The sequence below is a fragment of the Achromobacter sp. JD417 genome, from assembly GCF_041879325.1.
Taxonomy (GTDB): Bacteria; Pseudomonadota; Gammaproteobacteria; order Burkholderiales; family Burkholderiaceae_B; genus Achromobacter; species Achromobacter mucicolens.
In genome coordinates this window covers 102,949-126,870 of the sequence record NZ_CP087159.1, presented here as the reverse complement: position 1 = coordinate 126,870, position 23,922 = coordinate 102,949, and the positions used below count along the sequence as shown (strand labels likewise).

Annotated in this window: 19 protein-coding genes; 12 read left to right on the top strand and 7 right to left on the bottom strand. The window is 65.9% G+C overall.

The genetic code is table 11. The features are described 5' to 3' along the window. Positions 1 to 51: 51 nt before the first annotated feature. Positions 52 to 1,263 (top strand): ABC transporter substrate-binding protein, encoded by a 1,212-nt coding sequence (locus LN047_RS00595; RefSeq protein ID WP_175156337.1) that lies wholly within the window; start codon positions 52 to 54, stop codon positions 1,261 to 1,263. Then, a complete protein-coding gene (locus LN047_RS00590) occupies positions 1,242 to 2,207 on the top strand; it encodes a hypothetical protein (protein WP_373980914.1) in 966 nt (321 codons plus the stop codon). Before LN047_RS00595 ends, LN047_RS00590 begins: the two co-directional genes overlap by 22 nt. A gap of 109 nt (positions 2,208 to 2,316) precedes the next feature. Here LN047_RS00590 and metC read toward each other — a convergent pair whose 3' ends face one another. Both metC and LN047_RS00580 read right to left on the bottom strand, forming a co-directional pair. Next, entirely contained in the window at positions 2,317 to 3,510 is a 1,194-nt protein-coding gene (gene metC, locus LN047_RS00585; protein ID WP_373980913.1) for a cystathionine beta-lyase, read from the bottom strand. 58 nt (positions 3,511 to 3,568) lie between these two features. Further along, a complete protein-coding gene (locus LN047_RS00580) occupies positions 3,569 to 4,288 on the bottom strand; it encodes a nitroreductase (protein ID WP_373980912.1) in 720 nt (239 codons plus the stop codon). 183 nt (positions 4,289 to 4,471) lie between these two features. Between LN047_RS00580 and LN047_RS00575 the strand changes: the two genes are divergently transcribed. Beyond that, positions 4,472 to 5,098, top strand: a complete 627-nt coding sequence (locus tag LN047_RS00575) for a LysE family translocator (RefSeq protein WP_152383112.1) — start codon at positions 4,472 to 4,474, stop codon at positions 5,096 to 5,098. Between the two features lie 115 nt (positions 5,099 to 5,213). Here the strand turns inward: LN047_RS00575 and LN047_RS00570 are convergent, their stop codons facing one another. After that, complete coding sequence (locus tag LN047_RS00570) at positions 5,214 to 6,281, bottom strand: MBL fold metallo-hydrolase (protein WP_373980911.1); 1,068 nt, start codon at positions 6,279 to 6,281, stop codon at positions 5,214 to 5,216. Positions 6,282 to 6,354: 73 nt separating this feature from the next. On the opposite strand from LN047_RS00570, the gene LN047_RS00565 reads away from it, so the two are divergent. Next, the gene (locus LN047_RS00565; protein ID WP_056327734.1) at positions 6,355 to 6,735 is read left to right on the top strand and encodes a MerR family DNA-binding transcriptional regulator; all 381 of its coding nucleotides are present in this window, start codon (positions 6,355 to 6,357) and stop codon (positions 6,733 to 6,735) included. 5 nt (positions 6,736 to 6,740) lie between these two features. Next, the gene (locus LN047_RS00560) at positions 6,741 to 7,073 is read left to right on the top strand and encodes a YnfA family protein (protein WP_373980910.1); all 333 of its coding nucleotides are present in this window, start codon (positions 6,741 to 6,743) and stop codon (positions 7,071 to 7,073) included. A 154-nt stretch (positions 7,074 to 7,227) separates the two neighbouring features. Here the strand turns inward: LN047_RS00560 and LN047_RS00555 are convergent, their stop codons facing one another. Together LN047_RS00555 and LN047_RS00550 are read right to left on the bottom strand one after the other, a co-directional pair. Continuing rightward, complete coding sequence (locus tag LN047_RS00555; RefSeq protein WP_373980909.1) at positions 7,228 to 8,199, bottom strand: Bug family tripartite tricarboxylate transporter substrate binding protein; 972 nt, start codon at positions 8,197 to 8,199, stop codon at positions 7,228 to 7,230. A 58-nt stretch (positions 8,200 to 8,257) separates the two neighbouring features. Further along, positions 8,258 to 9,433 carry a M20 aminoacylase family protein gene (locus LN047_RS00550; protein ID WP_373980908.1) on the bottom strand — a complete coding sequence of 392 codons (1,176 nt, stop codon included), beginning with the start codon at positions 9,431 to 9,433 and terminating at the stop codon, positions 8,258 to 8,260. A gap of 247 nt (positions 9,434 to 9,680) precedes the next feature. On the opposite strand from LN047_RS00550, the gene LN047_RS00545 reads away from it, so the two are divergent. The 6 genes from LN047_RS00545 to LN047_RS00520 all read left to right on the top strand — a co-directional run bounded on the left by LN047_RS00545 (position 9,681) and on the right by LN047_RS00520 (position 19,385). Beyond that, positions 9,681 to 10,859, top strand: coding sequence for an isovaleryl-CoA dehydrogenase (locus tag LN047_RS00545; RefSeq protein ID WP_063954174.1), 1,179 nt, complete (start codon positions 9,681 to 9,683; stop codon positions 10,857 to 10,859). Between the two features lie 22 nt (positions 10,860 to 10,881). Then, positions 10,882 to 12,762 (top strand): bifunctional isocitrate dehydrogenase kinase/phosphatase, encoded by a 1,881-nt coding sequence (aceK, locus tag LN047_RS00540; RefSeq protein ID WP_373980907.1) that lies wholly within the window; start codon positions 10,882 to 10,884, stop codon positions 12,760 to 12,762. A 35-nt stretch (positions 12,763 to 12,797) separates the two neighbouring features. Next, complete coding sequence (locus tag LN047_RS00535; RefSeq protein WP_062839373.1) at positions 12,798 to 13,979, top strand: acetyl-CoA C-acetyltransferase; 1,182 nt, start codon at positions 12,798 to 12,800, stop codon at positions 13,977 to 13,979. A 228-nt stretch (positions 13,980 to 14,207) separates the two neighbouring features. After that, positions 14,208 to 15,815, top strand: a complete 1,608-nt coding sequence (locus tag LN047_RS00530; protein ID WP_056327727.1) for a carboxyl transferase domain-containing protein — start codon at positions 14,208 to 14,210, stop codon at positions 15,813 to 15,815. Between the two features lie 178 nt (positions 15,816 to 15,993). After that, positions 15,994 to 18,018, top strand: a complete 2,025-nt coding sequence (locus tag LN047_RS00525; RefSeq protein ID WP_373980906.1) for a biotin carboxylase N-terminal domain-containing protein — start codon at positions 15,994 to 15,996, stop codon at positions 18,016 to 18,018. A gap of 131 nt (positions 18,019 to 18,149) precedes the next feature. Further along, positions 18,150 to 19,385 carry an MFS transporter gene (locus tag LN047_RS00520; RefSeq protein WP_373980905.1) on the top strand — a complete coding sequence of 412 codons (1,236 nt, stop codon included), beginning with the start codon at positions 18,150 to 18,152 and terminating at the stop codon, positions 19,383 to 19,385. A gap of 232 nt (positions 19,386 to 19,617) precedes the next feature. On the opposite strand, the gene LN047_RS00515 is transcribed toward LN047_RS00520, so the two are convergent. Further along, positions 19,618 to 20,682 (bottom strand): hypothetical protein, encoded by a 1,065-nt coding sequence (locus LN047_RS00515; protein ID WP_373980904.1) that lies wholly within the window; start codon positions 20,680 to 20,682, stop codon positions 19,618 to 19,620. Positions 20,683 to 20,959: 277 nt separating this feature from the next. On the opposite strand from LN047_RS00515, the gene LN047_RS00510 reads away from it, so the two are divergent. After that, positions 20,960 to 21,334, top strand: a complete 375-nt coding sequence (locus LN047_RS00510) for a glutaredoxin family protein (protein WP_373980903.1) — start codon at positions 20,960 to 20,962, stop codon at positions 21,332 to 21,334. Between the two features lie 66 nt (positions 21,335 to 21,400). Here the strand turns inward: LN047_RS00510 and LN047_RS00505 are convergent, their stop codons facing one another. Beyond that, entirely contained in the window at positions 21,401 to 23,887 is a 2,487-nt protein-coding gene (locus LN047_RS00505; RefSeq protein WP_373980902.1) for a TonB-dependent siderophore receptor, read from the bottom strand. Positions 23,888 to 23,922: the final 35 nt, after the last annotated feature.

Here is a 23,922-nt window from a genome sequence, read left to right as displayed (position 1 = left end):
CTTTCGCCATAAAAATCGCCGCAAGCACGGCATCAAAAGGGTGGAAGACAAATGAAGAAGCACTTCTCGCGCAGCAGCGCGGCGCTGGGCCTGTGCCTGTCGCTCGCAACGGGCCTGGCCCACGCCAACGCCGCCGACGGCGTCAAGATCGGCGTGTTGACGGACATGGCGGGCGTTACCGCCGACGCCACGGGCAAGGGGTCGGTGGAAGCCGCCCGGCTCGCCATCGAAGAGATGGGCGGCACCTTGCTCGGCAAGCCCATCACGCTCGTGTCCGGCGATCACCAGCACCGCCCCGACATCGGCAGCAGCATGGTCCGCAAGTGGTACGACACCGAAGGCGTGGACGTGGTGGTGGACGTGCCCAACTCGTCCGTCGCGCTGGCCGTGCAAGGCATCGCGCGCGAAAAGAAAAAGCTGGTGCTGTTCTCCAGCCCCGGCACCACCGCGCTGACGCAGGCGCAGTGCTCGCCCTACGGCGTGCAGTGGACCTACACCACCTACGCGCTGTCGCGCGGCACCGCCACCGCCGTCGTGAAAGAGGGCGGCAAGCGCTGGTTCATCCTGGCGTCCGATTACGCATTCGGCAAGCAGCTCGCTGCGGACACGGAAACGGTTGTCAAGGCCAACGGCGGCGAAATCGCCGGCACCGTCTTTCATCCGCTCAATGCGCCGGACTTCGCGTCCTTCCTGCTGCAGGCGCAGGGCTCCAAGGCCCAGATCATCGCGATTGCCAACGCGGGCGGCGACACCATCTCGGCCATCAAGCAGGCCGCGGAATTCGGCATCGGCGGCGCGCAGCAACTGGCCGCGATGCTGCTGCTGTTGACCGACGTGCATAGCCTTGGGCTCGCTGCCGCGCAAAAGACCTACCTGACCGTGCCTTCCTATTGGGACATGAACGACGGCACCCGCGCCTTCACCAAGAAGTTCGAGGCGCGCGTGGGCCGTCCGCCCACCTTCCTGCAGGCCGGCGTCTACAGTTCGGTGCGCCATTACCTCCAGGCGGTGAAGGCGGCTGGCTCAGTCGACGCGGACGCGGTGATGGCCAAGATGAAGTCCATGCCGATCGACGATCCCTTCAGCCTGAACGCGCATATCCGCGCCGATGGCCTGGTGGTGCGCGACATGATGCTGGCGCAGGTCAAGACGCCCGAGCAGTCCAAGGCGCCTTGGGACTACTACAACATCGTGCGCACCATCCCCGGCGAGTCGCTGGCATGGCCGCTGTCCGACAGCCAATGCCCGCTGGTCAAGCCATGACGCAGGCGCTGGCGCTGGCCGACTTTGGCAGCTTCTACGCGGGGGGCCGGCCTGTACGCATCGAAGGGCAGCCAAAGCGCGACATCGCCTTCACGCAGTCGGCATCGCTGGCCTACGACCCCAACGGCCTCTATCACTTCGAGCAGGCCTACGTGCAGTTCTTCATCCCCGCGCGCCTGGCGCATCCGCTGCCCATCGTGCTGCTGCACGGCGGCGGGATGACCGGCGCAATGTGGGAACAGACGCCCGATGGGCGGTCCGGCTGGATGCAGCATTTTCTGCGACAGGGCCATGCGGTCTATGTGGTGGACAACGTGGAGCGCGGGCGCGCCGGGTGGGCGCCGTTTGCGCAGGTCTGGCCCGAGCCGCCCATCATCCGCAACGCCGAGGAAAGCTGGTCGCTGTTCCGGTTTGGCCGCGCGGAGGATTTCGCGGCGCGGCAGGCGTTTGCGGGACAGCGCTTTCCGGTAGACCATTTCGACGACTTCATCCGCCACGCCGTGCCGCGCTGGCTGGGCAACAACGATGCCGCATTGCACGGTTTTTGCGCGGCGCTGGACCGCGTCGGACCGTGCCTGGTGCTGGCGCACAGCCACGGCGGTGAAGTGGCCTACCGGGCGCTCCACGCGCGGCCGGCGCTGGTGCGCGGGGTGATCGGCATCGAGCCGTCCGGGTTTTCCAGCGAGGTTGTCGCCGACTGCGTGGCGGATAAGCCGTTTCTGTTTGTCTATGGCGATTATCTGGATGCCACGCCGCTGTGGGAAAAGCTTGGCGAATCCGGTGCCGCCTACGCCGATGCGCTGGCGCGCCACGGCGGGCGGGTGCAGACGTGGCGGCTGGCGGAAATGGGTATCGCAGGCAATTCGCACATGCCCATGATGGACGACAACAGCGACGACATCGCGGCGCGCATCGGCGCGTGGATCCGCGAGACGGCGGGGTGATTGGGCGCGTGGGCCAATGGGGAGGTTACTCGGCTGCTGGGCCGCGCGCCTGTGCCCGCTAGCGCGCTTCGGGGCAGCCGTCCGGCAGCCGCCCCCCGCCGGTCTCCGCTTATTCCTTGACTTCCGCCGCCTGCTCGAAGGCCTGCGTCAGGTCCGCAATGATGTCCTCGGGCGACTCCAGCCCGATGTGCAGACGCACGACCGGGTTCTCGCCTTCGCCCCAATAGCGGTGCTTGGACAGATCCTTGGGCGATACGAGCTGCACCAGGCTTTCATACCCGCCCCACGAGAAGCCGATCCCAAATAGCGTCAGCGCATCGACAAAACGGCGCGCCGCGGCCGGGGACAGGGCCAGTTCAGCCGACAGCATGCCGTTCGACCCCGTGCAATCGCGCTTCCACAAATCGTGGCCGGGATCCTTCGGCCAGGCCGGATGGAAGAGGCGCACGGTCTCGGGACGGGCGTTCAGGAATTCGCACACCTGCATGGCGTGGCGCGCATGCTGGGCCATGCGGATGGGCATGGTACGCACGCCGCGCAATGCCAGCCAGGCGTCGTCCGCACTGATGGAGTAGCCCATCGCATACTGCGTGCGGTTCAGCTTGCGGGCGATGCCCTCGTCGTTGGTGACCACCGCGCCCAGCATCAGGTCGGAGTGCCCGCCCACATACTTGGTGCCCGCGATGACCGAGACCTGCGCGCCCAGCGTCAGCGGCCGGTAGATGTAGCCCGACCCCCAGGTGTTGTCGGTGGCCAGCACCAGCCCGTGACGCTGCGCGATGGCGGCCATCGCGCCCATGTCCAGCATTTCGAAAAGCAGGGAACCCGGCGATTCCACGTACAACAGCGTGGTGTTGGGCCGCACCAGCGCATCGATGTCCTCACCCGCCGCAAAGTAGGTGATGTCGATGTTCATGCGCTTGAGCACCGCGTCGTCCAGCTCGCGCATCGGACCGTACACGCTGTCCGAGATCAATGCATGGTCGCCAGCCGAGCACAGCGCCATCATCACCATCGTCATGGCCGACAGACCCGAGGACGCCAGATAGCAGTGCGTGCCGCCTTCGAGTTGCGTGAACACCTCTTCCAGCGCGGCATGCGTGTCCATGCCCATGCGGCCATACGTGGATGCGCGCCCCCCGGCCGCCTTGCTGCGCTGCGCGTTTTCCAGCGCGGCGAGATTGGCAAAGCGCACCGTGCTGGCCCGCATGGGCGGCAGCGGCACCGGCGCCGTGCCGGTCTCGGGATTGAACGGGGCGGTGCCCGCGTGCTGGAGAACCGTATCGATGTGTTTGGTAGGCATCTTGTAGAGGTGCGTCAAAGCCGGGAAAACCAAACCATATCAGGACGCGGCGGGAATTTCAGCCGATCCATTGAACCGTCTCGGACAAATCCGCGCGGCGGGTGCGGTAGCTGTTGGCCGGATGCGCCGTGTCCTCAAACCCAAAAGAGATGCCGCAGACCACGCGCCGGTCAGGTCCGATGCCCAGCACTTCGCGCAGCACCTCGGGATACATCGCCAGCGACGCCTGGGCCACGGTCGCCACGCCATTGGCTTGCGCGGCCAGCAGGAAATTGGCGACATAGCCGCCGCAATCCATGGCGCCGTATTCGCCCAGCGCCTCGTCCGTCGTGATGATGGCGACGTGCGGCGCGTCAAAGAGGGCGAAGTTGCGCATCTCTTGCCGCCGGTAGGCCTCGCGGTCGCCGCGCGGCACGCCCACGGCGCCGTACAGCTGAAAGCCGGATTCGCGGCGACGGGCCAGGTATTCGTCCCGGTATTCGCGCGGGAACGAGAAATCAGGCTTGAAGCCTTCGACCTGCGCGCGGCGCTCGAGCGCATCGCGCAGGCGCCGGGTGGCGTCGCCTTCAGTGATCGCCACCTGCCACGGCTGGCAGTTGCACCAGGACGCCGTGCGCTGCGCGAGCGTCAGGATGCGCTCGACGGTGGCGCGGGGCACGGGTTCTGGCAGAAAGGCGCGGCAACTGTGGCGGGCCAGCAGCCATTCTTGGAGCGCGGCATCAGGCGGGGCGTCGTCGGCGTTATGGGCGCTTTTAGCGTGCTGAGCGGCAACGGTCATGATCAGTCTGTCTCCTGTCGTGGTCGGCTTTGCCCTTATCATGCCACTTGCTGTCCGGCGCTGTCCGGGCGACGCTGTCCTCGCGCCAATGACGCGGTGGCTTCAACGCTACGCCGCTGACCGAATGGACTTGTCGCTTCCACCGCCCCGTCGCATCCGCTGCTCCGATACCGAAGAAACTCCATGCTGCCCCTCGACACCCTGATCGCATTCTTTGGCATTGCCGTACTGCTGGCGCTGACGCCGGGGCCGGACAATCTCTTTGTGCTGATGCAGTCCGCCATCTGGGGACGCAAGGCGGGCATGTTCGTGGTGCTGGGGCTGTGCACCGGCTTGCTGGGACACACGGCGGCGGTTGCGGTCGGCCTGGCCGCCGTGTTCGCCGCTTCGCCCGTCGCGTTCACGGTGCTCAAGCTGGCGGGCGCGGCCTATCTGGCGTACCTGGCCTGGCAGATCCTGCGCGCCCCCCTCGAATCCGAAGACGGAAAACGTCCCGAACCCATGCGGCCCGGCGCGTTGTACCGCCGCGGCATCGTCATGAACCTTACCAATCCGAAGGTGCTGCTGTTCTTCTTCGCCTTCCTGCCGCAATTCACGTCGCCGCGGCTCGGGCCGGTGGGTTTGCAGACGATGCAACTGGGTGCGGTGTTTATCGTGTCGACGCTGCTGGTGTTCGGGGCGATCGCGTTCTTCTCGGGTGCGTTCGGGGAATTGCTGCAGCGTTCGGTGACGGCCAAGCGCTGGTTGAATCGCATTGCCGCGCTGGTGTTTGTGGGACTGGCCGTCAGGCTGGCGACGGCTTCCCGCTAGGCACCGCTAATCGTCGCGCTGGTGCTGATTCCCAGCGGCGGCACGCGATCAGCGGGACACCGGCAGCCGGACACGAGCAGCGATGCTCGCATCGCCCGGCCGCCCATCATGCCAATCAAGCCGCCTTGAACCGCACGATGCCGTCTGCATCCTGCGCCCGCGAGAGCTTGCCTTCGAAGTACAGCGCATGCAGATGCGCCAGCGCCTCGCCCATCGCGAAGGTCAGCTGGTGCAAGTCCAGCTTGCGCTTGAACAGCACCGGCACGATGTCAGAGGTCGATTGCGGCTGCACCGCACAGGCTTCCAGCACCTCGGCCAGCCGGTCGCGATGATGCTCGTGCTGCTGCGTGATGCGTTCATGCAGGCCCTTGAACGGGCGGCCGTGCGACGGCAGCACCAACGTGTCGCGAGGCAGGCCGTCATAGCCGTGCAGCGAGCGCAGATACAAAGGCAGCGGATTGGCGTCGGGTTCGTAATCGAAGACGCTGACGTTGGTGGAAATGCGCGGCAGCACCATGTCGCCGGAGATCAGCACGCCAAGATCAGGCGAAAACAGCGACGCGTGTTCCGGCGCGTGCCCGTAGCCCACGATCACGCGCCAATCGCGCCCGCCGATGCGAACCTGGTCGCCGTCCATGATGCGGGTGTACCGCGACGGCACGGCGGGCACCAGGTTGGGGTAGTAGCTTGCGCGCTGGCGGATCTGCTCCTGCGAGTCCGGGTCGGTCAGGCCGTGGCGCGCGAAATGCTCGACCGCCGACTGCCCGCCAGGGCCCGCCCCCGCATCCGTGCGGCGCGACGACCACAGCGACGCCACCATGTAGTCCGTCATCGTCATCCACAGCCGCGCTTTCCAGCGCTCGCACAGCCAGTGGGCAAGCCCGATGTGGTCCGGGTGCATGTGCGTGACCAGCACGCGCAGCACGGGCAGGCCGTCCAGCTCGTTCTTGAACACGTCTTCCCACAGCGTCTTCACCTCGTCGCGCGAAATGCCGCAGTCGACGATGGTCCAGCCGTCCTGGCCGTCGATGTTGTCGCGCAGCAGCCAGAGGTTGATATGATCCAGCGCGAACGGCAGCGGCATCCGGATCCATTTGACGCCCTCCGCCACTGCATGCGCGCGGCCGGCCTCGGGCTGGAAATCGGCCCAGGGATACTGAAGCTTCTGCTCGTTGGGGTTCATTGCCTCTCGCTCCACGCTTGACGATCACGTCAAGTCATCATAATTTACGTTTACGTAAACTGCCACACGTCGCATGCCCTCGTCAACCTGGACCATCTCCGAGCTCGCCCGCGAGTTCGACGTCACGCCCCGCACGATCCGCTTCTACGAAGACCAGGGAATCGTCAGCCCGGCGCGCGAGGGCCGCAACCGCATTTTCGGACCGCGAGACCGCACGCGCCTGAAACTTGCCCTGCGCGGCAAGCGGCTGGGCCTGCAACTGTCCGAGATCCTGACGCTGATCGACATGTACGACGGACCCGGCGACACCGAAGTCCAGCTGCGCCAATACCTGTCCGTGCTGGAGCAGCACCGCGCCACGCTGGAGCAACAGCGCCGCGACATCGACGATACGCTGCAAGAAATCAGCGAACAGGAGCGCCAGTGCCGCGCCCTGCTGGCGCAGAAGCCGTAGTCCGCATGGCAGCACTTCAAACGCTGGGCCTGTTCGTCCTGACCGCCCTGGCCGAAATCATCGGCTGCTACCTGCCTTACCTTTGGCTGCGCAAAGGACACTCCATCTGGCTGCTGGCGCCCGCCGCGCTGAGTTTGGCGCTATTTGCCTGGCTGCTGACGCTGCACCCGACGGCGTCCGGCCGCGTCTATGCCGCGTACGGCGGCGTCTACATCGGCATGGCGCTGCTGTGGCTGTGGGCGGTGGACGGCGTGCGTCCCAGCGCCAGCGACTGGATCGGCGTGAGCCTGTGCATCGCCGGGATGCTCGTGATCATGTTCGGGCCGCGCGGGAGCTGATCCGGGCCGCCGAACGGCTAAGAAGAAGCGCGCGAGCCGTAAAGGGCCGCGCGTTTTGCATTGGTGCTGGTCTTTTGACGCAGGCGGCGTCTCGGCGCATCTGCGCGCGGCGGATCGACCGCCGCCGCGCCGAAGTGCCACCGCAAACCGCCGATCACTCCGCCTTGATATTGCCTTCCTTGATGAGGCGGGCGTTATTCGTGAACTCGGCCTGCACCTGCTTGGCAAACGCCTCGCCCGACGCCGTGCCCGGCTGCAGGAACGACTTGGCCAGAAGCTCCTGGAACTCGGCGCTGGCCACCGCCTTGGTCAACGCGGCCTGCAAGGGCTGCGACACCGTGGGCGGCAGGTTGGCCGGCGCGAAGATGCCGAAGTTCGAGTAGTACTGCGCCTGCGGCAGTTTCAGCTCGGCCATCGTCGGCACGTCCGGCCACGCGGCCAGGCGTTGCGGCGCCATCACCGCCAGCGGCTTGAGCGCGCCGTTGGCCACGTGCGGCAACACCACGTCGCTGTTGACCACCAGCAGTTCCACCACGCCGCCCAGGCCGTCGGTCAGCGCCTGGCTGTTGCCGCGGTAGGGAACATGCAGCATCTTGGTCCCCGTCTGCGCGGTGACCGCCGCCATGCCGATGTGCGCGACCGTGCCCTGACCGGGCGTGCCATAGCGCACGCCTTCGGGATGCGCCTTGGCATATTCCACGAGGCCCGCAAAATCCTTCACGGGCAACGCCTTGGTCGCCACGATGGCCACCGGCGCGACGGCCACGCTGGCCAACGGCGTCAGGTCCTTCATCGGGTCGTAGTTGGTCTTGGCCAGATGCGGAAAGATAGTCAGCGGGCTGGTCGAAGCCAAGAGCAGCGTGGTGCCGTCCGGCTGCGCGCGCGCCACGTAGTCCGTGCCCACGGACGCGCCCGCGCCGGGCTTGTTCTCGACGATGACCGTGATGTTCGCTTCCTTGCGCAGCGCGTCGCCCAGACGCCGCGCGATCGCATCGGCGCTGCCGCCGGCCGTGTACGGCACGACCACGGTGACCGGCTTGGCCGGCCAGGTCTGCGCCATCGCGCCGCTTGCCATGATTGCCAGGGCCGCCCCCGCGGCCTTGATGAACAACGTCTTCTTTTTCATATCGTCCTGGTGATGTTGCGTAGCACTGCGTGGGTGAAACGGATTGCGGTAAAGCCCATCAGGCAAGGTAGCGTTGCGCCAGGCGAACCCAGTACGAAGCCCCCGCCGGAATCAAGGAATCATTGAAGTCATAGCTGGCGTTGTGCAGCATGCAGGGGCCCAGCCCGTGGCCCGCCATGCGGTGCTCGCCATCGCCGTTGCCCAGGAACACGTAGCACCCCGGCTTTTCCTGCAGCAGGAAGGCAAAGTCTTCCGATGCCATGGCCGGTTCGATGGTCAGCGCGCGGTCCTCGCCCACGACCTCGCGCATCACGCCCATGCAGAATTCCGTTTCGGCCGCGGTGTTGACCAGCGCCGGGTAGCGGCGCTCGAAGTACACCTCGGCCTCGCAGCCATGCGCCGCGGCGATGCTGGGCGCGATCTCCTGCATGCGCCGCTCGATCAAATCGACCACGTCGGTGCTGTAGGCGCGCACCGAGCCACCGAGCCACGCGGTATTGGGAATCACGTTGATGACGCTGCCCCCCGCCTGCACCTGCGTGATCGACAGCACCGCCGCATCCAGCGGACGCTTGCTGCGCGTCAGGATCGTCTGCAGCGACTGGCCGATGGCGAAGAGCGCCGGCACCGGATCACTGCAGTCCTGCGGCGCGGCGGCATGGCCGCCCTTGCCCTTGACCGTGATCTTGAAGCCATTGGCCGCCGCCATCATCGGGCCGGCACAGACACCGAAGGCACCGGCCGGCAAACCCGGCCAGTTGTGCATGCCGAAGACCGCCTCGCACGGAAACCGCGTGAAGAGGCCATCCTGGATCATCGCCCGGCCGCCCGCGCCGCCTTCCTCGGCCGGCTGAAAGCACAGGTACACGGTGCCGTCGAAGCCGCCCGCTGTCTGCAAATGCTGCGCCGCAGCCAGCAGCATTGCGGTGTGGCCGTCATGACCGCAGCCGTGCATCTTGCCGTCGTGACGCGAGCGGTGCTCGAACTGGTTCTCTTCCTGCATCGGCAGCGCATCCATGTCGGCGCGCAGCATGATCGCCCGGTCCGACGTGCCCCGCTTGATCACACCCACCACGCCCGTCTTGGCAATGCCCGTGTGCGTTTCGATGCCCCACCCGCGCAGCGTGTCGGCCACCACCTTGGCCGTGCGGTGCTCTTCATAGCAAAGCTCCGGGTGCATGTGGATGTCACGGCGCAGCGCCACGATGTCGTCCAGGTTGGATAGTTCAAGCACAGCTGACTCCGTCGGATGTTTCAGGATTAAAGGGTCGCATCAAGTATTGCCCATCGTCCCTTCCGCCGCGCCCACAACACGCTAGGGATAACCCTCATCCAATTTACGTTTACGTAAACGTAATATTTGCACTGCATCATTGCGCGGCGCCGGACGAACGGCGCATCATGGATCACTCCCGCGACGGCGGCCAAGACACGCACGCGCAGGCCCATGAATGTAAGCACCTACTATCACGGAGACACTGATGAATCTTCCCGGCCTGAACTTCGACCTGGGCGAAGACCTGGACATGCTGCGCGACGCCGTACGCAACTTCGCGCAGGCCGAGATCGCGCCGCGCGCCGCCCAAGTCGATCGCAGCGACCAATTCCCCATGGACCTGTGGCGCAAATTCGGTGACCTCGGCGTGCTGGGCATGACCGCCGACGAGGAATACGGCGGCGCCAACATGGGTTACCTGGCCCACATGGTCGTCATGGAGGAAATCTCCCGCGCCAGCGCCTCGATCGGCCTGTCGTACGGCGCGCACTCCAACCTGTGCGTGAACCAGATCAACCGCAACGGCACCGCCGCCCAGAAGGCCAAGTACCTGCCCAAGCTCATCTCCGGCGAGCACGTGGGCGCGCTGGCCATGAGCGAACCGGGCGCGGGCTCGGACGTTGTCAGCATGAAGCTGCGCGCCGACAAAAAGGGCGACCGCTACGTGCTGAACGGCACCAAGATGTGGATCACCAACGGCCCGGACGCCGACACCCTCGTCGTCTACGCCAAGACCGACCCCGAGGCCCACCAGCGCGGCATCACCGCCTTTCTCGTCGAAAAGGGCTTCAAGGGCTTCTCCGTGGCGCAGAAGCTGGACAAGCTGGGCATGCGCGGCAGCCACACCGGCGAGCTGGTGTTCCAGGACTGCGAAATCCCCGAAGAAAACGTGCTGGGCCAGGTCAACGGCGGCGTGAAGGTGCTGATGAGCGGCCTGGACTACGAACGCGCCGTGCTGTCCGGCGGACCGCTGGGCATCATGCAGGCCGTGATGGACGTGGTGGTGCCCTATATCCACGACCGCAAGCAGTTCGGTCAGGCCATCGGCGAATTCCAGCTCATTCAGGGCAAGGTCGCCGACCTGTACACCACGCTGCAAGCCAGCCGCGCCTTCTGCTATCAGGTCGGCAAGAACCTGGACAAACTGGGGTCCGACCACGTGCGCCAGGTGCGCAAGGACTGCGCCGCGCTCATCCTGTACACCGCCGAAAAGGCCACGTGGATGGCGGGCGAGGGCGTGCAGATCCTGGGCGGCAACGGCTACATCAACGAATACCCGGTCGGCCGCCTGTGGCGCGACGCCAAGCTGTACGAGATTGGCGCCGGCACCAGCGAAATCCGCCGCATGCTGATCGGCCGCGAACTCTTCAACGAAACCGCCTGACGCCATATCCACAGCCCGCGCCATGATCCGCACGTCCGACATCCAGCACATCGAGCAGGCGCCCGCCCCGGGCCCCTCGCCGCTGGACGTCGCGCGTCTGATCCTGGCGGGTTTTGACCGGCACTATGCGCTGTTTCGCTACAGCGCGCAGCGCGCCAAGGCGCTGTTCGAATCCGGCGACTGGCACGGCATCCAGCACCTGTCGCGCGAACGAATCGAGTACTACGACATGCGTGTGCGCGAATGCGCCACGCAGCTGGAAGGCGTGCTGCGCGGGCGGCCGGAAGGCGCGGTGGGTGGAAACGGCGCGGGCAACGGTGGCGGCAATGGCGCCGACGCCCCGTCCCTGACCGACGCGCAGACCGCCTACTGGCAAGACATCAAGCAGGAGTTCGTCGGCCTCCTGGGCGAACACCGCCAGCCCGAGTGCGCCGAGACCTTCTTTAACTCGGTGTCGTGCCGGCTGCTGCACCGCGACTACTTCCACAACGACTTCCTGTTCGTCCGGCCGGCCGTCGCCACCGACTACCTGGACAGCAGCATCCCGTCCTACCGCGTGTATTACCCGGTGACCGACGGCCTGGAAAAAAGCCTGATCCGCATGGTGGCCGATTTTGGCCTGGCGCTGCCCTTCGAAGACCTGCCGCGCGACACGCGATTGCTGGCGCGTGCCGCCGTATCCAAGCTGCGCGCCGTGCTGCCGCGCCACGTCGGCCGGCGCATCGCCACCGACTGCCAGATCCATGCGCTGGGCTCGCTGTTCTTTCGCAACAAGGGCGCCTACATCGTCGGCCGCCTGATCAACCAGACCACCGTCTATCCCTTTGCCATCGCGCTGACGCGCAATCCGGCCGGGCAGGTCACGCTGGACGCGCTGCTCTTGGGCGCGGACGACCTGAGCACGCTGTTCAGCTTTACCCGCGCGTATTTTCTGGTGGACATGGAAACGCCCGCGGCCGTGGTCAACTTCCTGTCGAGCCTATTGCCGCGCAAGCCCAAGGCCGAGCTCTACACCATGATCGGCCTGCAAAAGCAGGGCAAGACGCTGTTCTACCGCGACTTCCTGCATCATCTGGCGCATTCGCGCGACGCGTTCGACATCGCCCCCGGCATCAAGGGCATGGTGATGTGCGTGTTCACGCTGCCGTCCTACCCGTACGTGTTCAAGCTCATCAAGGACCGCATCGACAAGGACGGCATGGACCACGCCACCGTGCGGCGCAAGTACCAGATGGTCAAACTGCACGATCGCGTCGGCCGCATGGCCGACACCTGGGAGTATTCCCAGGTCGCCCTGCCGCGCGCCCGCTTCGCGCCTGCGCTGCTGGACGAACTGCGCCGGCTGGTGCCCAGCCTTATCGAGGAAACCGCCGACACCGTCGTCATCCGCCATGTCTACATCGAACGCCGGATGACCCCGCTGAACCTGTACCTGCAGCAGGCGCCGGACGCGTTGCTGGACCACGCGGTGCGCGAATACGGGGACGCCATCCGGCAACTGGCCGCGGCCAATATCTTCCCCGGCGACATGCTTTACAAGAATTTCGGCGTCACGCGCCTGGGCCGGGTCGTCTTTTATGACTACGACGAAATCCAGCGCATGACCGAAATGAACTTCCGGCGCATCCCGCCGGCCCCGAATGAAGAAGCGGAGATGGCCGCCGAACCCTGGTACGCCATCGGTCCGAACGACGTCTTCCCCGAGGAATTCGGCCGCTTCCTGCTGGGCGATGCGCGGGTGCGCGGCGCCTTCATGCGTCACCATGCCGACCTCTTGGAACCGGACTGGTGGCAGGCCTGCCGCGCCCACGTGGCGCAAGGCCGGATCGAAGAATTTTTCCCTTACGATAAGGACAGACGCCTGCGTTCAGACCGCCCTTCAAACGGCCACGCGGTGTTGTAACCCAATCGCTGTCCCGACCCTCACAGGAGCAAGTCATGTCAGATCCCATCGTCATCGTTTCCGTCGCCCGCACGCCCATGGGCGGCATGCTGGGCAGCCTGTCCGGCCTGGCCGCGCACGAGCTGGGCTCGGTCGCCATCAAGGCCGCGGTCGAACGCGCCGGCATCAAGCCGGAGCAGGTCGACGAAGTCATCATGGGCAACGTGCTGCAGGCTGGCCAAGGCCAGGCGCCCGCCCGCCAGGCCGCGCTGGGCGCCGGGCTGCCGCTGGGCGTCGCGTGCACCACTATCCACAAAGTGTGCGGCTCGGGCCTGAAGGCCGCGATGTTCGGCCATGACCTGCTGGCTTCGGGCAGCGCCGAAATCGTCGTGGCCGGCGGCCAGGAAAGCATGAGCAACGCGCCGTACCTGCTGCTCAAGGGCCGCCAGGGCTACCGCTACGGCCACAACACCGTGTACGACCACATGGCGCTGGACGGCCTGGAAGACGCCTACGACAAGGGCAAGGCCATGGGCGTGTTCGCCGAAGATTGCGCCTCCAAGTATTCGTTCACGCGTGAACAGCAGGACGAATTCTCGCTGGAATCGCTGCGCCGCGCGCGCGCGGCCTCGGAGGACGGCAGCTTCAAGTGGGAAATCGCCCCCGTCACCGTTGCCGGCCGCAAGGGCGACACCGTGATCGACACCGACGAAGCGCCCACCAAGGCCATGCCGGAAAAGATCCCGACGCTCAAGCCCGCCTTCAAGAAAGACGGCACCGTCACCGCCGCGAACTCGTCGTCGATCTCCGACGGCGCCGCCGCCATGGTGCTGATGCGCGCGTCCACCGCCGAAAAGCTCGGCGTCAAACCGCTGGCCCGCATCGTCGCGCACTCGCAGCACTCGCAGGAACCCAACTGGTTCACCACCGCCCCCGTCGGCGCGCTGAAGAACCTGTTCAAGAAGACCGGCTGGACGGCCGAGGACGTGGACCTGTACGAAATCAACGAAGCCTTCGCGGTGGTCACCATGGCCGCCATGACCGACTTCAAGCTTCCGCATGACAAGGTCAACATCCACGGCGGCGCCACCGCCCTGGGCCACCCGATCGGCGCTTCGGGCGCGCGCCTGATGGCCACCCTGATCGGCGCGTTGCGCAAGACCGGCGGCAAGCGCGGCGTGGCCACGCTGTGCATCGGCGGCGGCGAAGCCGTCGCGATGGCCATCGAAATGGTCTAAGCGGCTGCCTGCTTGGTGAAGGGTTTCGTCCCTCCCCCGAGCAGGATTCCGCTGCGCCTTTCTGGCAGGGCAATCACCGCGACGGGTCGGTCGCGGGTCAGGCAGGAAAGGCGCAACGAAATCCTGATTTACCAAATCGACAAGAATGCCCGGCCCACCGGGCAGCGAGACAACCCGCTCTTTTTCGAGCGCCTTCAAATTCCAATCAAGCAGGACGGGTGGTACCCCATGCCCATCATCGAATCCCGCATCAATCCGCGGTCGCAGGACTACATCGACAACGCCAGCGCCATGCAGGCGCAACTGGACGATCTGAACCAGCAACTGGCGCAGACCGCCTTGGGCGGCAGCGAATCCGCCCGCGCCAAGCACACGGCGCGCGGCAAGCTCTTGCCGCGTGACCGCGTGGAGAACCTGATCGATCCGGGCACCCCGTTCCTGGAACTGTCGCCGATGGCGGCGCATGGCATGTACGACGGCGATGCGCCCGGCGCCGGCGTCATCACCGGCATCGGCCGCGTGTCCGGCACCGAGTGCGTGATCGTCTGCAACGACGCCACGGTCAAGGGCGGCACCTACTATCCGATGACCGTCAAAAAGCACCTGCGCGCGCAGGAGATCGCCGCGCAGAACCATCTGCCCTGCGTGTATCTGGTGGATTCGGGCGGCGCCAACCTGCCGCAGCAGGACGAGGTCTTTCCCGACCGCGAACACTTCGGCCGCATCTTCTACAACCAGGCGCAGATGTCGGCGCAGGGCATCGCGCAGATCGCCGTGGTGATGGGCTCTTGCACCGCCGGCGGCGCGTACGTGCCCGCCATGAGCGACGAGTCCATCATCGTGCGCAACCAGGGCACCATCTTTCTGGGCGGCCCGCCGCTGGTCAAAGCCGCCACCGGAGAAGAAGTCAGCGCCGAAGACCTGGGCGGCGGCGACGTGCACACGCGCCTGTCGGGCGTTGTCGACCACCTGGCCGCCAACGACATGCACGCGCTGCAACTGGCGCGCAACGCCGTCGCGCGCCTGAACCGCAAGAAGCCCCAGCCGCTGGCCACCATCCCTGTGCGCGAGCCGCGCTTCGATCCCAGCGAACTGAACGGCATCATTCCCGCCGACACCCGCAAGCCCTACGACGTACGCGAAGTCATCGCGCGCATCGTCGACGGCTCCGAGTTCGACGAGTTCAAGGCCCGCTTCGGCCCCACGCTGGTCACCGGCTTTGCGCACATCCACGGCATGCCCGTCGGCATCGTCGCCAACAACGGCATCCTGTTCTCCGAGTCCGCGCAAAAAGGCGCGCACTTCATCGAGCTGTGCGCGCAGCGCAAGATCCCGCTGGTGTTCCTGCAGAACATCACCGGCTTCATGGTCGGCCGCAAATACGAAAACGAAGGCATCGCGCGCCACGGCGCGAAGATGGTGACGGCCGTCGCCACCGCCAACGTGCCCAAGTTCACCGTGCTGATCGGCGGCTCGTTCGGCGCCGGCAACTACGGCATGTGCGGCCGTGCCTATTCGCCGCGCATGCTCTTCATGTGGCCCAACGCCCGCATCTCGGTCATGGGCGGCGAACAGGCCGCCAGCGTGCTGGCGACTGTGAAGCGCGACGGCATCGAAGCCCGCGGCGGGCAATGGTCGGCGGACGAAGAAAATGCCTTCAAGGCCCCGATCCGCGAGCAGTACGAGCGCGAAGGCCATCCGTACTACGCCACCGCAAGGTTGTGGGACGACGGCATCATCGCCCCGGCCGACACGCGCCGCGTGTTGGGACTGGCGTTGTCCGCGGCGTTGAATGCGCCTATTGAAGACACCAAGTTCGGTGTCTTCCGGATGTAGAGCCCACCCCCTACGCGCTTCGCGCGCCCCCTCAAGGGGGCGGAACTGGCGGACCGGCGGAGCCGGATCCGCAGTGCCCCCGACAGGGCCGGCGCAGTCGGGGAACGATGGTTAGAAATTTAGCGGCAGTGCCCTCGCCGCACCGCTGTCAACAAACAACTTCAGCTTGGATAACGCAATGTTCGATACTGTGCTGATTGCCAACCGCGGCGAAATCGCCTGCCGCGTCGCCGCCACCGCGCGCCGCATGGGACTGCGCACCGTCGCCGTCTATTCCGACGCGGACGCCAACGCCCGCCACGTCGCCGCCTGCGACCAGGCCGTCTACATCGGCGGCTCCGAGCCGCGCGCCAGCTACCTGCGCGCCGACGCCATTCTGCAAGCCGCGCGCGACACCGGCGCCGGCGCCATCCACCCCGGCTACGGCTTCCTGTCCGAGAACGAAGCCTTCGCCCAGGCCGCGCAAGACGCCGGCATCGCCTTCGTCGGCCCGCCGGCATCGGCCATCGCCGCCATGGGCAGCAAGTCCGCCGCCAAGACCCTCATGGAAAAAGCCGGCGTGCCGCTCGTGCCCGGCTACCACGGCGACAACCAGGACCCGCAGTTCCTCAAATCGCAGGCCGACAGCATCGGCTATCCCGTGCTCATCAAGGCCAGCGCGGGCGGCGGCGGCAAGGGCATGCGCATCGTCGAATCGTCCGGCGCATTCCTTGATGCATTGGCCTCGTGCCAGCGCGAAGCCGCCTCCAGCTTCGGCGACGACCGCGTCCTGATCGAACGCTATCTGCAAAAGCCGCGCCACATCGAAATCCAGGTGTTTGCCGACACGTACGGCAACTGCGTGTACCTCTTCGAACGCGACTGCTCCGTGCAGCGCCGCCACCAGAAAGTCATCGAAGAAGCGCCCGCCCCCGGCATGACCGAAGAACGTCGCCGCGCCATGGGCGAAGCCGCCGTCGCCGCCGCGCGCGCCGTCGGCTACGTGGGCGCGGGCACGGTGGAATTCATCGCCGAGCCCGACGGCCGCTTCTACTTCATGGAGATGAACACGCGCCTGCAGGTCGAGCACCCGGTCACCGAAATGATCACCGGCCACGACCTCGTCGAATGGCAATTGCGCGTCGCCGCCGGCCAGCCGCTTCCCGCGCGCCAGGAAGACCTGCGCATCAACGGCCACGCCATCGAGGCCCGCATCTACGCCGAGAACCCCGAGAAGGGCTTTCTGCCGTCCATCGGCACGCTCGCCTACCTGGGCCTGCCGCCGCACACTGCGTTTGCCAACGGCGACATCCGCGTCGACGGCGGCGTGCGCATGGGCGACACCATCACCCCGTTCTACGACCCGATGATCGCCAAGCTCATCGTGCACGGCGCCGACCGCGACCAGGCCCGCGCCCGCATGCTGCAAGCCTTGGCGCAGACGCAGGCCGTAGGCGTGCAGACCAACGTCGCGTTCCTGTCCCGTTTGATGAAGGACAGCGCGTTCGCCGCCGCCGATCTGGACACCGGCCTCATCGAACGCCAACGCGCCACGCTGCTGCCCGACCCGCAACCCGCCGACGCCGACGCACTGGCGCTGGCCACCGCCGCCGTGCTGGTGCGCCAAGGGCTGGCGCAGCCGGGCGCGCAAGGCGCGGGCAAGGGCCCCGCCGACCCGTGGGACGCGCGCGACGGCTGGCGGCTGGGCGGCCAGTATCGGCGTCAACTGCAATGGACCGACAACGGCGAAGCCCGTCACGTCACCGTCGCCCGTCAAGGCGGCGCGTGGACGCTGGACACCGGCGACGGCGCACGCCCCTTCCTGTGGCGCTCGCACGCCAGCGCCAATCCCAACCTGGCCTACGGCCTGCGGATCACCCTGCAAGGCCACGAGAGCGCCGGCACGGTCGTCCTGCACGGCGACCGCGCCTACGTCTTCCGCGAGGACGGCTCGCACGTCCTGGAGCTGTATGACGCGCTGACGCACTCGCAGGACACGCAAGGTGAACACGGCGCGGGCCTGGCCGCTCCCATGCCTGGCAAGATCATCTCGATCTCGGTCAAGGCCGGCGACAAGGTCGAGAAGGGCCAGCCGCTGCTTGTGATGGAAGCGATGAAGATGGAGCACACTATTTCTGCCACGGCGGACGGTACGGTGGGGGAAGTGTTCTATGGGGTGGGGGATCAGGTGACGGAAGGCGCGGAGCTCGTCTCGATCGAGTAACGGCCTTTTGGGTTTGGCTCGCGGCTCCCGGCGGTTTCGCTCGGAGCCGCTTTGTTTTTGGGGCAAGCCGGTTTAGCTATCCGTCAGCGCCCCGCGCCTAGAATCGGCTCTTCCCCCGCGCAACGCCCACCATGTCCGCCGCCGACACGCCCAGTCCGCTTTCCCGTCCGCCGTTCCTGCATTTCCTCTGCGGCCGGGTCGCCGCGTCACTGGCGTTCCAGATCGTCTCCGTCGCCGTGGGCTGGCAGATCTATGCGCTCTCCGGCAGCGCGCTAGACCTGGGCCTCATCGGCCTCGCCCAATTCCTGCCCATGGCCGCGCTCACGCTCGTCGTCGGCCACGTCGCCGACCGCTACGACCGCCGCAAGATCGTCGCCCTCTGCATGGCGCTAGAAGCCCTGGCCACGCTGGTCCTCGCCATCGCCGCGCTGCACGGCGTCGGCGGCAAGACGCTCATCTACGCCACCATCATCATCATGAGCTCGGCCCGCGCCTTCGAAGCGCCGACGCTCTCCACGCTCATCCCCGCCGTCGTCCCGCGCGAATGGCTCCCTCGCGCCACCGCGCTGTCCTCATCCGGCGGCCAGATCGCGCAGATCGCCGGCCCCGCGCTCGGCGGCGTCGGCTACAGCCTCGGGGCTGGGTGGATCTACTGCGTCGCCGCTGCGTTGTATCTGACGGCCTTCATCGCCATCGCCACCCTCGTCATCGACCGCGCGCCGCCGCGCAAGGAACCGACCACGTGGCGCACGCTGTTCGGCGGCATCACCTTCATCTTCCAGCGGCGGTTGCTGCTGGGCACGCTGTCGCTGGATCTCTTTGCGGTACTGCTGGGCGGGGCGACTGCGCTGCTGCCGATCTTTGCGAAGGACATTCTCAATGCCGGGCCTTGGGCGCTTGGCGCATTGCGCGCGGCTCCGGCTTGCGGTGCGGCGTTGATGTCGTTGACGCTGGCGCGCCTGAGTCTGGGTGAGAACGTTGGCCGGCTGCTGTTCGGTTCGCTCATCGTATTCGGCCTGGCGACCACGGCGTTCGGGCTGTCGACATCGATTCCGATGTCGATTGCCGCGCTGGTCGTGCTGGGCGCAGCGGACGCGGTCAGCGTTGTCGTGCGGTCATCGCTAGTGCAGTTGAATACGCCCGATCACATGCTGGGGCGGGTCAGCGCGGTGAACACCTTGTTTGTCGGTGCGTCGAACCAGCTTGGGGAATTTGAGTCTGGGCTCACCGCGCAATTGTTCGGTGCGGTGCCCGCCGTGGTGATTGGCGGGGTGGGGACGATTGCGGTCGCCGCGCTTTGGATGCGGTGGTTTCCGGAGTTGAGGCGGCTTCGGACGTTGAATGGGAATGAGGTGGCGCAGGGCTGAGGGTTGCCTCGGCGCTGCACACACGCCGACCGCGATGCAGCACCCTATCAAACGCAGGTGTCTGACACCCTATGGAGACGCTCATCAATCTGTAGCGGCGTCTCAACGGGTGTCAGACACCGGAGCAAGCCACCGGCCAGACAGCCAAAATCTTGTTGCCTGCTGGCGCGGAACTAGGCCGTAACCAAGACCACCGGCCTTGGTCAGCCGGCTTAGGCCTTGCACTGAAACCCTACTTCCTCATCTCAAACCGATTCGCCGCCCCAGCCGCAGGTTCGAAGTAATACTTGGGCTCCCGATAAACCAGCTCCTTCAACGCGGCATCCAGCTTAGGCAGCTTGAAACTCGCAGCAGAAGGCGCCTTCCGAAAATCCTCCAGACTGGCAGGCAGCCGCTCCAGCGTCATCGACTCCAGCAAACACACCCATTCCCGCGCCAACACCCCGCAAGAATCTTTGACCATGACCGGCTGATCGTCCGGCATCTTGTACCCATCCATCAGCACCACATCACCCGCTTTCAGCGTGATCGTCGCCAACGGCGTAAAGAGCAGTTCCGTGTCAACGCCGGCGATGGGCAACATCTCTGCCTCGCGGTTGTGGAACGCGCGCTTGGCCCCTTCCACCCACCGATACTCCCGCGCGGCCTCATCGCAGCCTTCACCGATGCGCAACGTGACCTCGCAGCCTGCGCCTAGCCCATCCTCGCTTGGCGTGATCGGCGTCCAAGGCCCATCCTTCTTGAAGTCGATATCCGGCGTCTCGGTCAGCGTCGCCATGCCGAGGTCTTTCTGATAGTCCATCGATTTTGCACGCGCGTCGGAGTCCGGCAACGCCGTGCGCGGCTGGTGGTAGGTAATGCGATTGAGCCGGTACTCGCCGGGCCACACCGGGATCACTTGATACGCCAATGCGCCGCGCGTCGTCTGGAACAGCGGGCCCGTGTCGGAGAAATCAAACTTGTGCTTGCCTTGCCCCACGGTCATCGCGAAGCCCTTCTCGGTCTTGTGCTGCCAATGCAGGAGCGTGCTGCGTTGACGAGTGAATTGATCCCGCGTGTCCGCATCGTCGAAGTTGCGCGGTGGTCCCGCATCGAAATTGACGGTTGGGATCACCACGATCGCCATGTCCTTGCGGGCTTGGTCGAACAGCTTGTCGGTGTTCTCAAGATGCCGCTTCCACATGGCTGCCGCCTCGGCTTGTGTCGCTTTATCGTTTGTCGACTGCGCCCAGGCGGCAACCGGGGCGGACAGGGCGGACACGCATACAAGGGCAAGCACGCGGCGAGAAAGCGACATCGGTCTTCGTTCCTTTATGAGATTGGTTGTTGAGCCTATCGGCGTCTGTTGCCCCTGCGGCTGAACAAGGCCCCGGGGCGAAGACACCAGGGCATGATATCGCGGCGAACATTCACGCGATGGGACGAGCGGCATCCGCTTCCTGATCACGTCGCGGGATACCTCCCGCCACATGCCGGTGGCGGGCCATGTGCCTGCCTCGTAGACGGCCCGTCAGCGTCGGCGTCGCCGCTCAGAGTAGACTGGCAGCCTTCTTCAACATTCCGAGTCCACATCCATGCTCGTCAAAGCCCTGCGTGTCGGCCTGGGTCAAATCATTGTCCTGGGCGACGCACTGACCCGCCCGCGTCCGCAGAAGCGCTCGCCGCAAGGCCAGGCCGCCGTCAACGCCGAAGCGGCCGCGCTCTCGCTGTATCAATTCCAGGCCTGCCCCTTCTGCGTGAAGACCCGCCGCGCCATGCATCGCCTGAACGTGCCGGTCGCGCTGAAGGATGCCAAGCATGATCCCGACGCGCGCGCCGCGTTGCAGGCGGGCGGCGGCAAGGTGAAGGTGCCTTGTTTGCGCATCGAAGACGCCGAGGGCACGCGCTGGATGTACGAGTCCAACGACATCATCGCGTACCTGGAAAAGCGGTTTGCCAACGTCGCCTGACCGTACGGAAAGCAAACGGCCCGCCTAGACATCCGGCAGGCCGCTTTCAATCGCATCAAGAACGCATCAGAACCTTCCCCGCAGCGTCAGCAGCACGCTGCGCGGGGCGCCGTAGTTGTTGCGGTTTTCCAGATAGCCCGGGTACTCGTAATAGACCTTGTCGAACAGGTTGTTCACGTTCACGGCGGCGGTCCAGTGCGAGGTCAGGTCGTACGCGACGCGCGCATTCCAGACGCTATACGAAGGGCGCCGCACGTTTGAAATCGTGTTCGTTAACGCGCTCTGCCAATTGACGCCCGCGCCCACGCTCAACCGATTCAGGTCACCCGGCAGGCGGTACTCGCTCCAGACGCGCAGCATGTGCCGCGGCGTTTCCTCGCTGAAGGTCTGACCCGCCCGCTCGGGGTCGCTCAGATACTTGTTGCTGTTGAACGTATAGCCCGCAGCCACTTGCAAGCCTCGCGCCAGTTCGCCGCTCATCTCGGCCTCGAAGCCCTGGCTGCGCACCTTGCCCGCCGCCCGCGAGCAATAGCCGCCATTGCAAACCGGTCCAGCCTCGTAATCCTGCACCGCGCGATTCTTCTGGTCGATCCGGTACACAGCAAGCGACGTGTTCAGCCTGCCGTCCATCAACTCGCCCTTGATGCCCACTTCATAGTTGGCGCCCACGATGGGCTTGAGGACGCTGCCGTCCAACGTGGTGGCCGTCTGCGGCTCGAAGATGTCCGCATAGCTGGCATAGGCCGACCACTGCGGCGTCAAGGCATACACGAGGCCCAGGAACGGCGTGAACTCGGCGCTGGCTTTCGCGGTGCTGACGTCGTCCCACGTCGCGGCCTGCGTCGTGTAGCGGCTTTCAAACCAACTGAATCGTCCGCCCGAGACCAGCGTCAGGTCATCCGTCAGGCTGCTGCGCAACTGCGCATAGATGCCTTTCTGCACATGCGGGTCATAGCGGGACAAGCGCTGCGAGTCCGGAAAGCTGTCGGGTTTGTGCACATGCGGATCTGGATTGAAGACATCCAGGGGCAGGTAGTTGGAGGCGTACTCGATCCGATCTGTCGACTTCAGGCGCGACATGCTCACGCCCACCGTCAGATCCTGCGCCATGCCCCACGTCGTGAAGCGGCCGTTCACGTTGGCGTCAAAACCGAAGTGCTCCGCGGACTTGTCGTAGTTCCAGGCGTTACGCATCGGCCCCATCAACGTCACAGGATCCACTGCGCCCGTCGCATCCAGCGCCGACGTCAGGCTGGTTTCCTTCACGTAGGTGCCCGCGATGTTCAGGCGCCAGTCACTGTTGAACCGATGCGTCAGGTCAGCAAAAACCTGGGTCTCGTCACGGTCCCACTGATTCCAGTCCGCGCCCAGAAAGGTTGAACGCTTCAAGTCCAGCGACCGGCCATCGCTGTAGCGCGGCAAGCCGCCAAAGAAGGGCGTGGACCGAACGCGCGACACCAGCACGCCAGCGCCCACCGTCGTGCGCGGCGACACGTCGTAGTCCAGCGCAAAGTAAAGGTTGGTGTTGCGTTCCTTCACCACGTCGATGAACGAACCCTTGGTGTCGTAGTCCAGCACCGCACGTGCCCGCAGACTGCTGTCGGCGTTAAGCGCGCCGCCCGCGTCCAGCATGCCGCCCACGTGATCCCACGAGCCCGCGCGTGCTTCCATCAGCACCTGCGTCTCGGCCGTAGGCCGCTTGCGCACCAGGTTGACTGATCCGCCCGGCTGGCCCGCGCCTTCCATCAGGCCTTGCGCGCCCCGCAGCACCTCGACGCGATCCAGATACGCCGTGCTGCCCGTGAAACTGTTGCCCACCGCATAGAAACTGCGTGACAGCGGCACGCCGTCGTACTGGATGTTCGTGATCTTGAAACCCCGCGAATAAAAATTGCGGCCGCCGTCGGCCACTTCGCTGATCGTCACGCCCGTCGTGTTCTCCAGCACCTCGCTGATGGTCGACAGATTCTGATCGTCCATCCGCCTGCGCGTGATCACCGTCACGGACTGCGGAATGTCCTTGAGCGCCTCTTCCGTCTTGCCGATGGTCGCCGCCCTGGCCGCATAGGAGTTCGAGCCCTCGGTGGTCGCGTTATAAACGCCCGTCACCAGCACCGGCGCCAGCGTGCTGGCCGCAGACTGCGGCTCGGCCTCGATGCGAATGCCGCCATCTACGTTGACGGCGCGATAGCCCGTGCCCGACAGCAACGCACGCAGACCGTCGGCCACGCCATACTGGCCATTCAGGCCCGCGCTACGGATGCCGTTCAGTTGCGAGGCCGAATACGCCAGCGAAATGCCAGCCTGTCTGGCAAATTCCGCCAAGGTGTCGTTCAGCGTACCCGGCGCGATCGCATAGACGCGAGACGCGGCAGAGGGCGCGTTCGTGGCTGGCGCCGTCTGGGCGCGCACGGTCGCAGGGCTCGCGGACAACGCGGCCAGACCAAGCGCCGCCGCCAGCGGCAACAGCACGGCAAGGGAGGGGGTGGGGCAGGCGCGCAAGCAAGCCCGGGCGCCCGGCGCCGCAGCGGCCGGGTGTCGGTAAGTCTTCACGAAAGGGTTACTCCAATGAGGGTCGGTCCATCTTG

Bases quoted from the DNA above. Each gene is read 5' to 3' on its own strand.
- LN047_RS00595 (WP_175156337.1), top strand. From the start codon at position 52: ATGAAGAAGCACTTCTCGCGCAGCAGCGCGGCGCTGGGCCTGTGCCTG.
- LN047_RS00590 (WP_373980914.1), top strand. From the start codon at position 1,242: ATGCCCGCTGGTCAAGCCATGACGCAGGCGCTGGCGCTGGCCGACTTT.
- metC (WP_373980913.1), bottom strand. From the start codon at position 3,510: ATGCCTACCAAACACATCGATACGGTTCTCCAGCACGCGGGCACCGCC.
- LN047_RS00580 (WP_373980912.1), bottom strand. From the start codon at position 4,288: ATGACCGTTGCCGCTCAGCACGCTAAAAGCGCCCATAACGCCGACGAC.
- LN047_RS00575 (WP_152383112.1), top strand. From the start codon at position 4,472: ATGCTGCCCCTCGACACCCTGATCGCATTCTTTGGCATTGCCGTACTG.
- LN047_RS00570 (WP_373980911.1), bottom strand. From the start codon at position 6,281: ATGAACCCCAACGAGCAGAAGCTTCAGTATCCCTGGGCCGATTTCCAG.
- LN047_RS00565 (WP_056327734.1), top strand. From the start codon at position 6,355: ATGCCCTCGTCAACCTGGACCATCTCCGAGCTCGCCCGCGAGTTCGAC.
- LN047_RS00560 (WP_373980910.1), top strand. From the start codon at position 6,741: ATGGCAGCACTTCAAACGCTGGGCCTGTTCGTCCTGACCGCCCTGGCC.
- LN047_RS00555 (WP_373980909.1), bottom strand. From the start codon at position 8,199: ATGAAAAAGAAGACGTTGTTCATCAAGGCCGCGGGGGCGGCCCTGGCA.
- LN047_RS00545 (WP_063954174.1), top strand. From the start codon at position 9,681: ATGAATCTTCCCGGCCTGAACTTCGACCTGGGCGAAGACCTGGACATG.
- aceK (WP_373980907.1), top strand. From the start codon at position 10,882: ATGATCCGCACGTCCGACATCCAGCACATCGAGCAGGCGCCCGCCCCG.
- LN047_RS00535 (WP_062839373.1), top strand. From the start codon at position 12,798: ATGTCAGATCCCATCGTCATCGTTTCCGTCGCCCGCACGCCCATGGGC.
- LN047_RS00530 (WP_056327727.1), top strand. From the start codon at position 14,208: ATGCCCATCATCGAATCCCGCATCAATCCGCGGTCGCAGGACTACATC.
- LN047_RS00525 (WP_373980906.1), top strand. From the start codon at position 15,994: ATGTTCGATACTGTGCTGATTGCCAACCGCGGCGAAATCGCCTGCCGC.
- LN047_RS00520 (WP_373980905.1), top strand. From the start codon at position 18,150: ATGTCCGCCGCCGACACGCCCAGTCCGCTTTCCCGTCCGCCGTTCCTG.
- LN047_RS00515 (WP_373980904.1), bottom strand. From the start codon at position 20,682: ATGTCGCTTTCTCGCCGCGTGCTTGCCCTTGTATGCGTGTCCGCCCTG.
- LN047_RS00510 (WP_373980903.1), top strand. From the start codon at position 20,960: ATGCTCGTCAAAGCCCTGCGTGTCGGCCTGGGTCAAATCATTGTCCTG.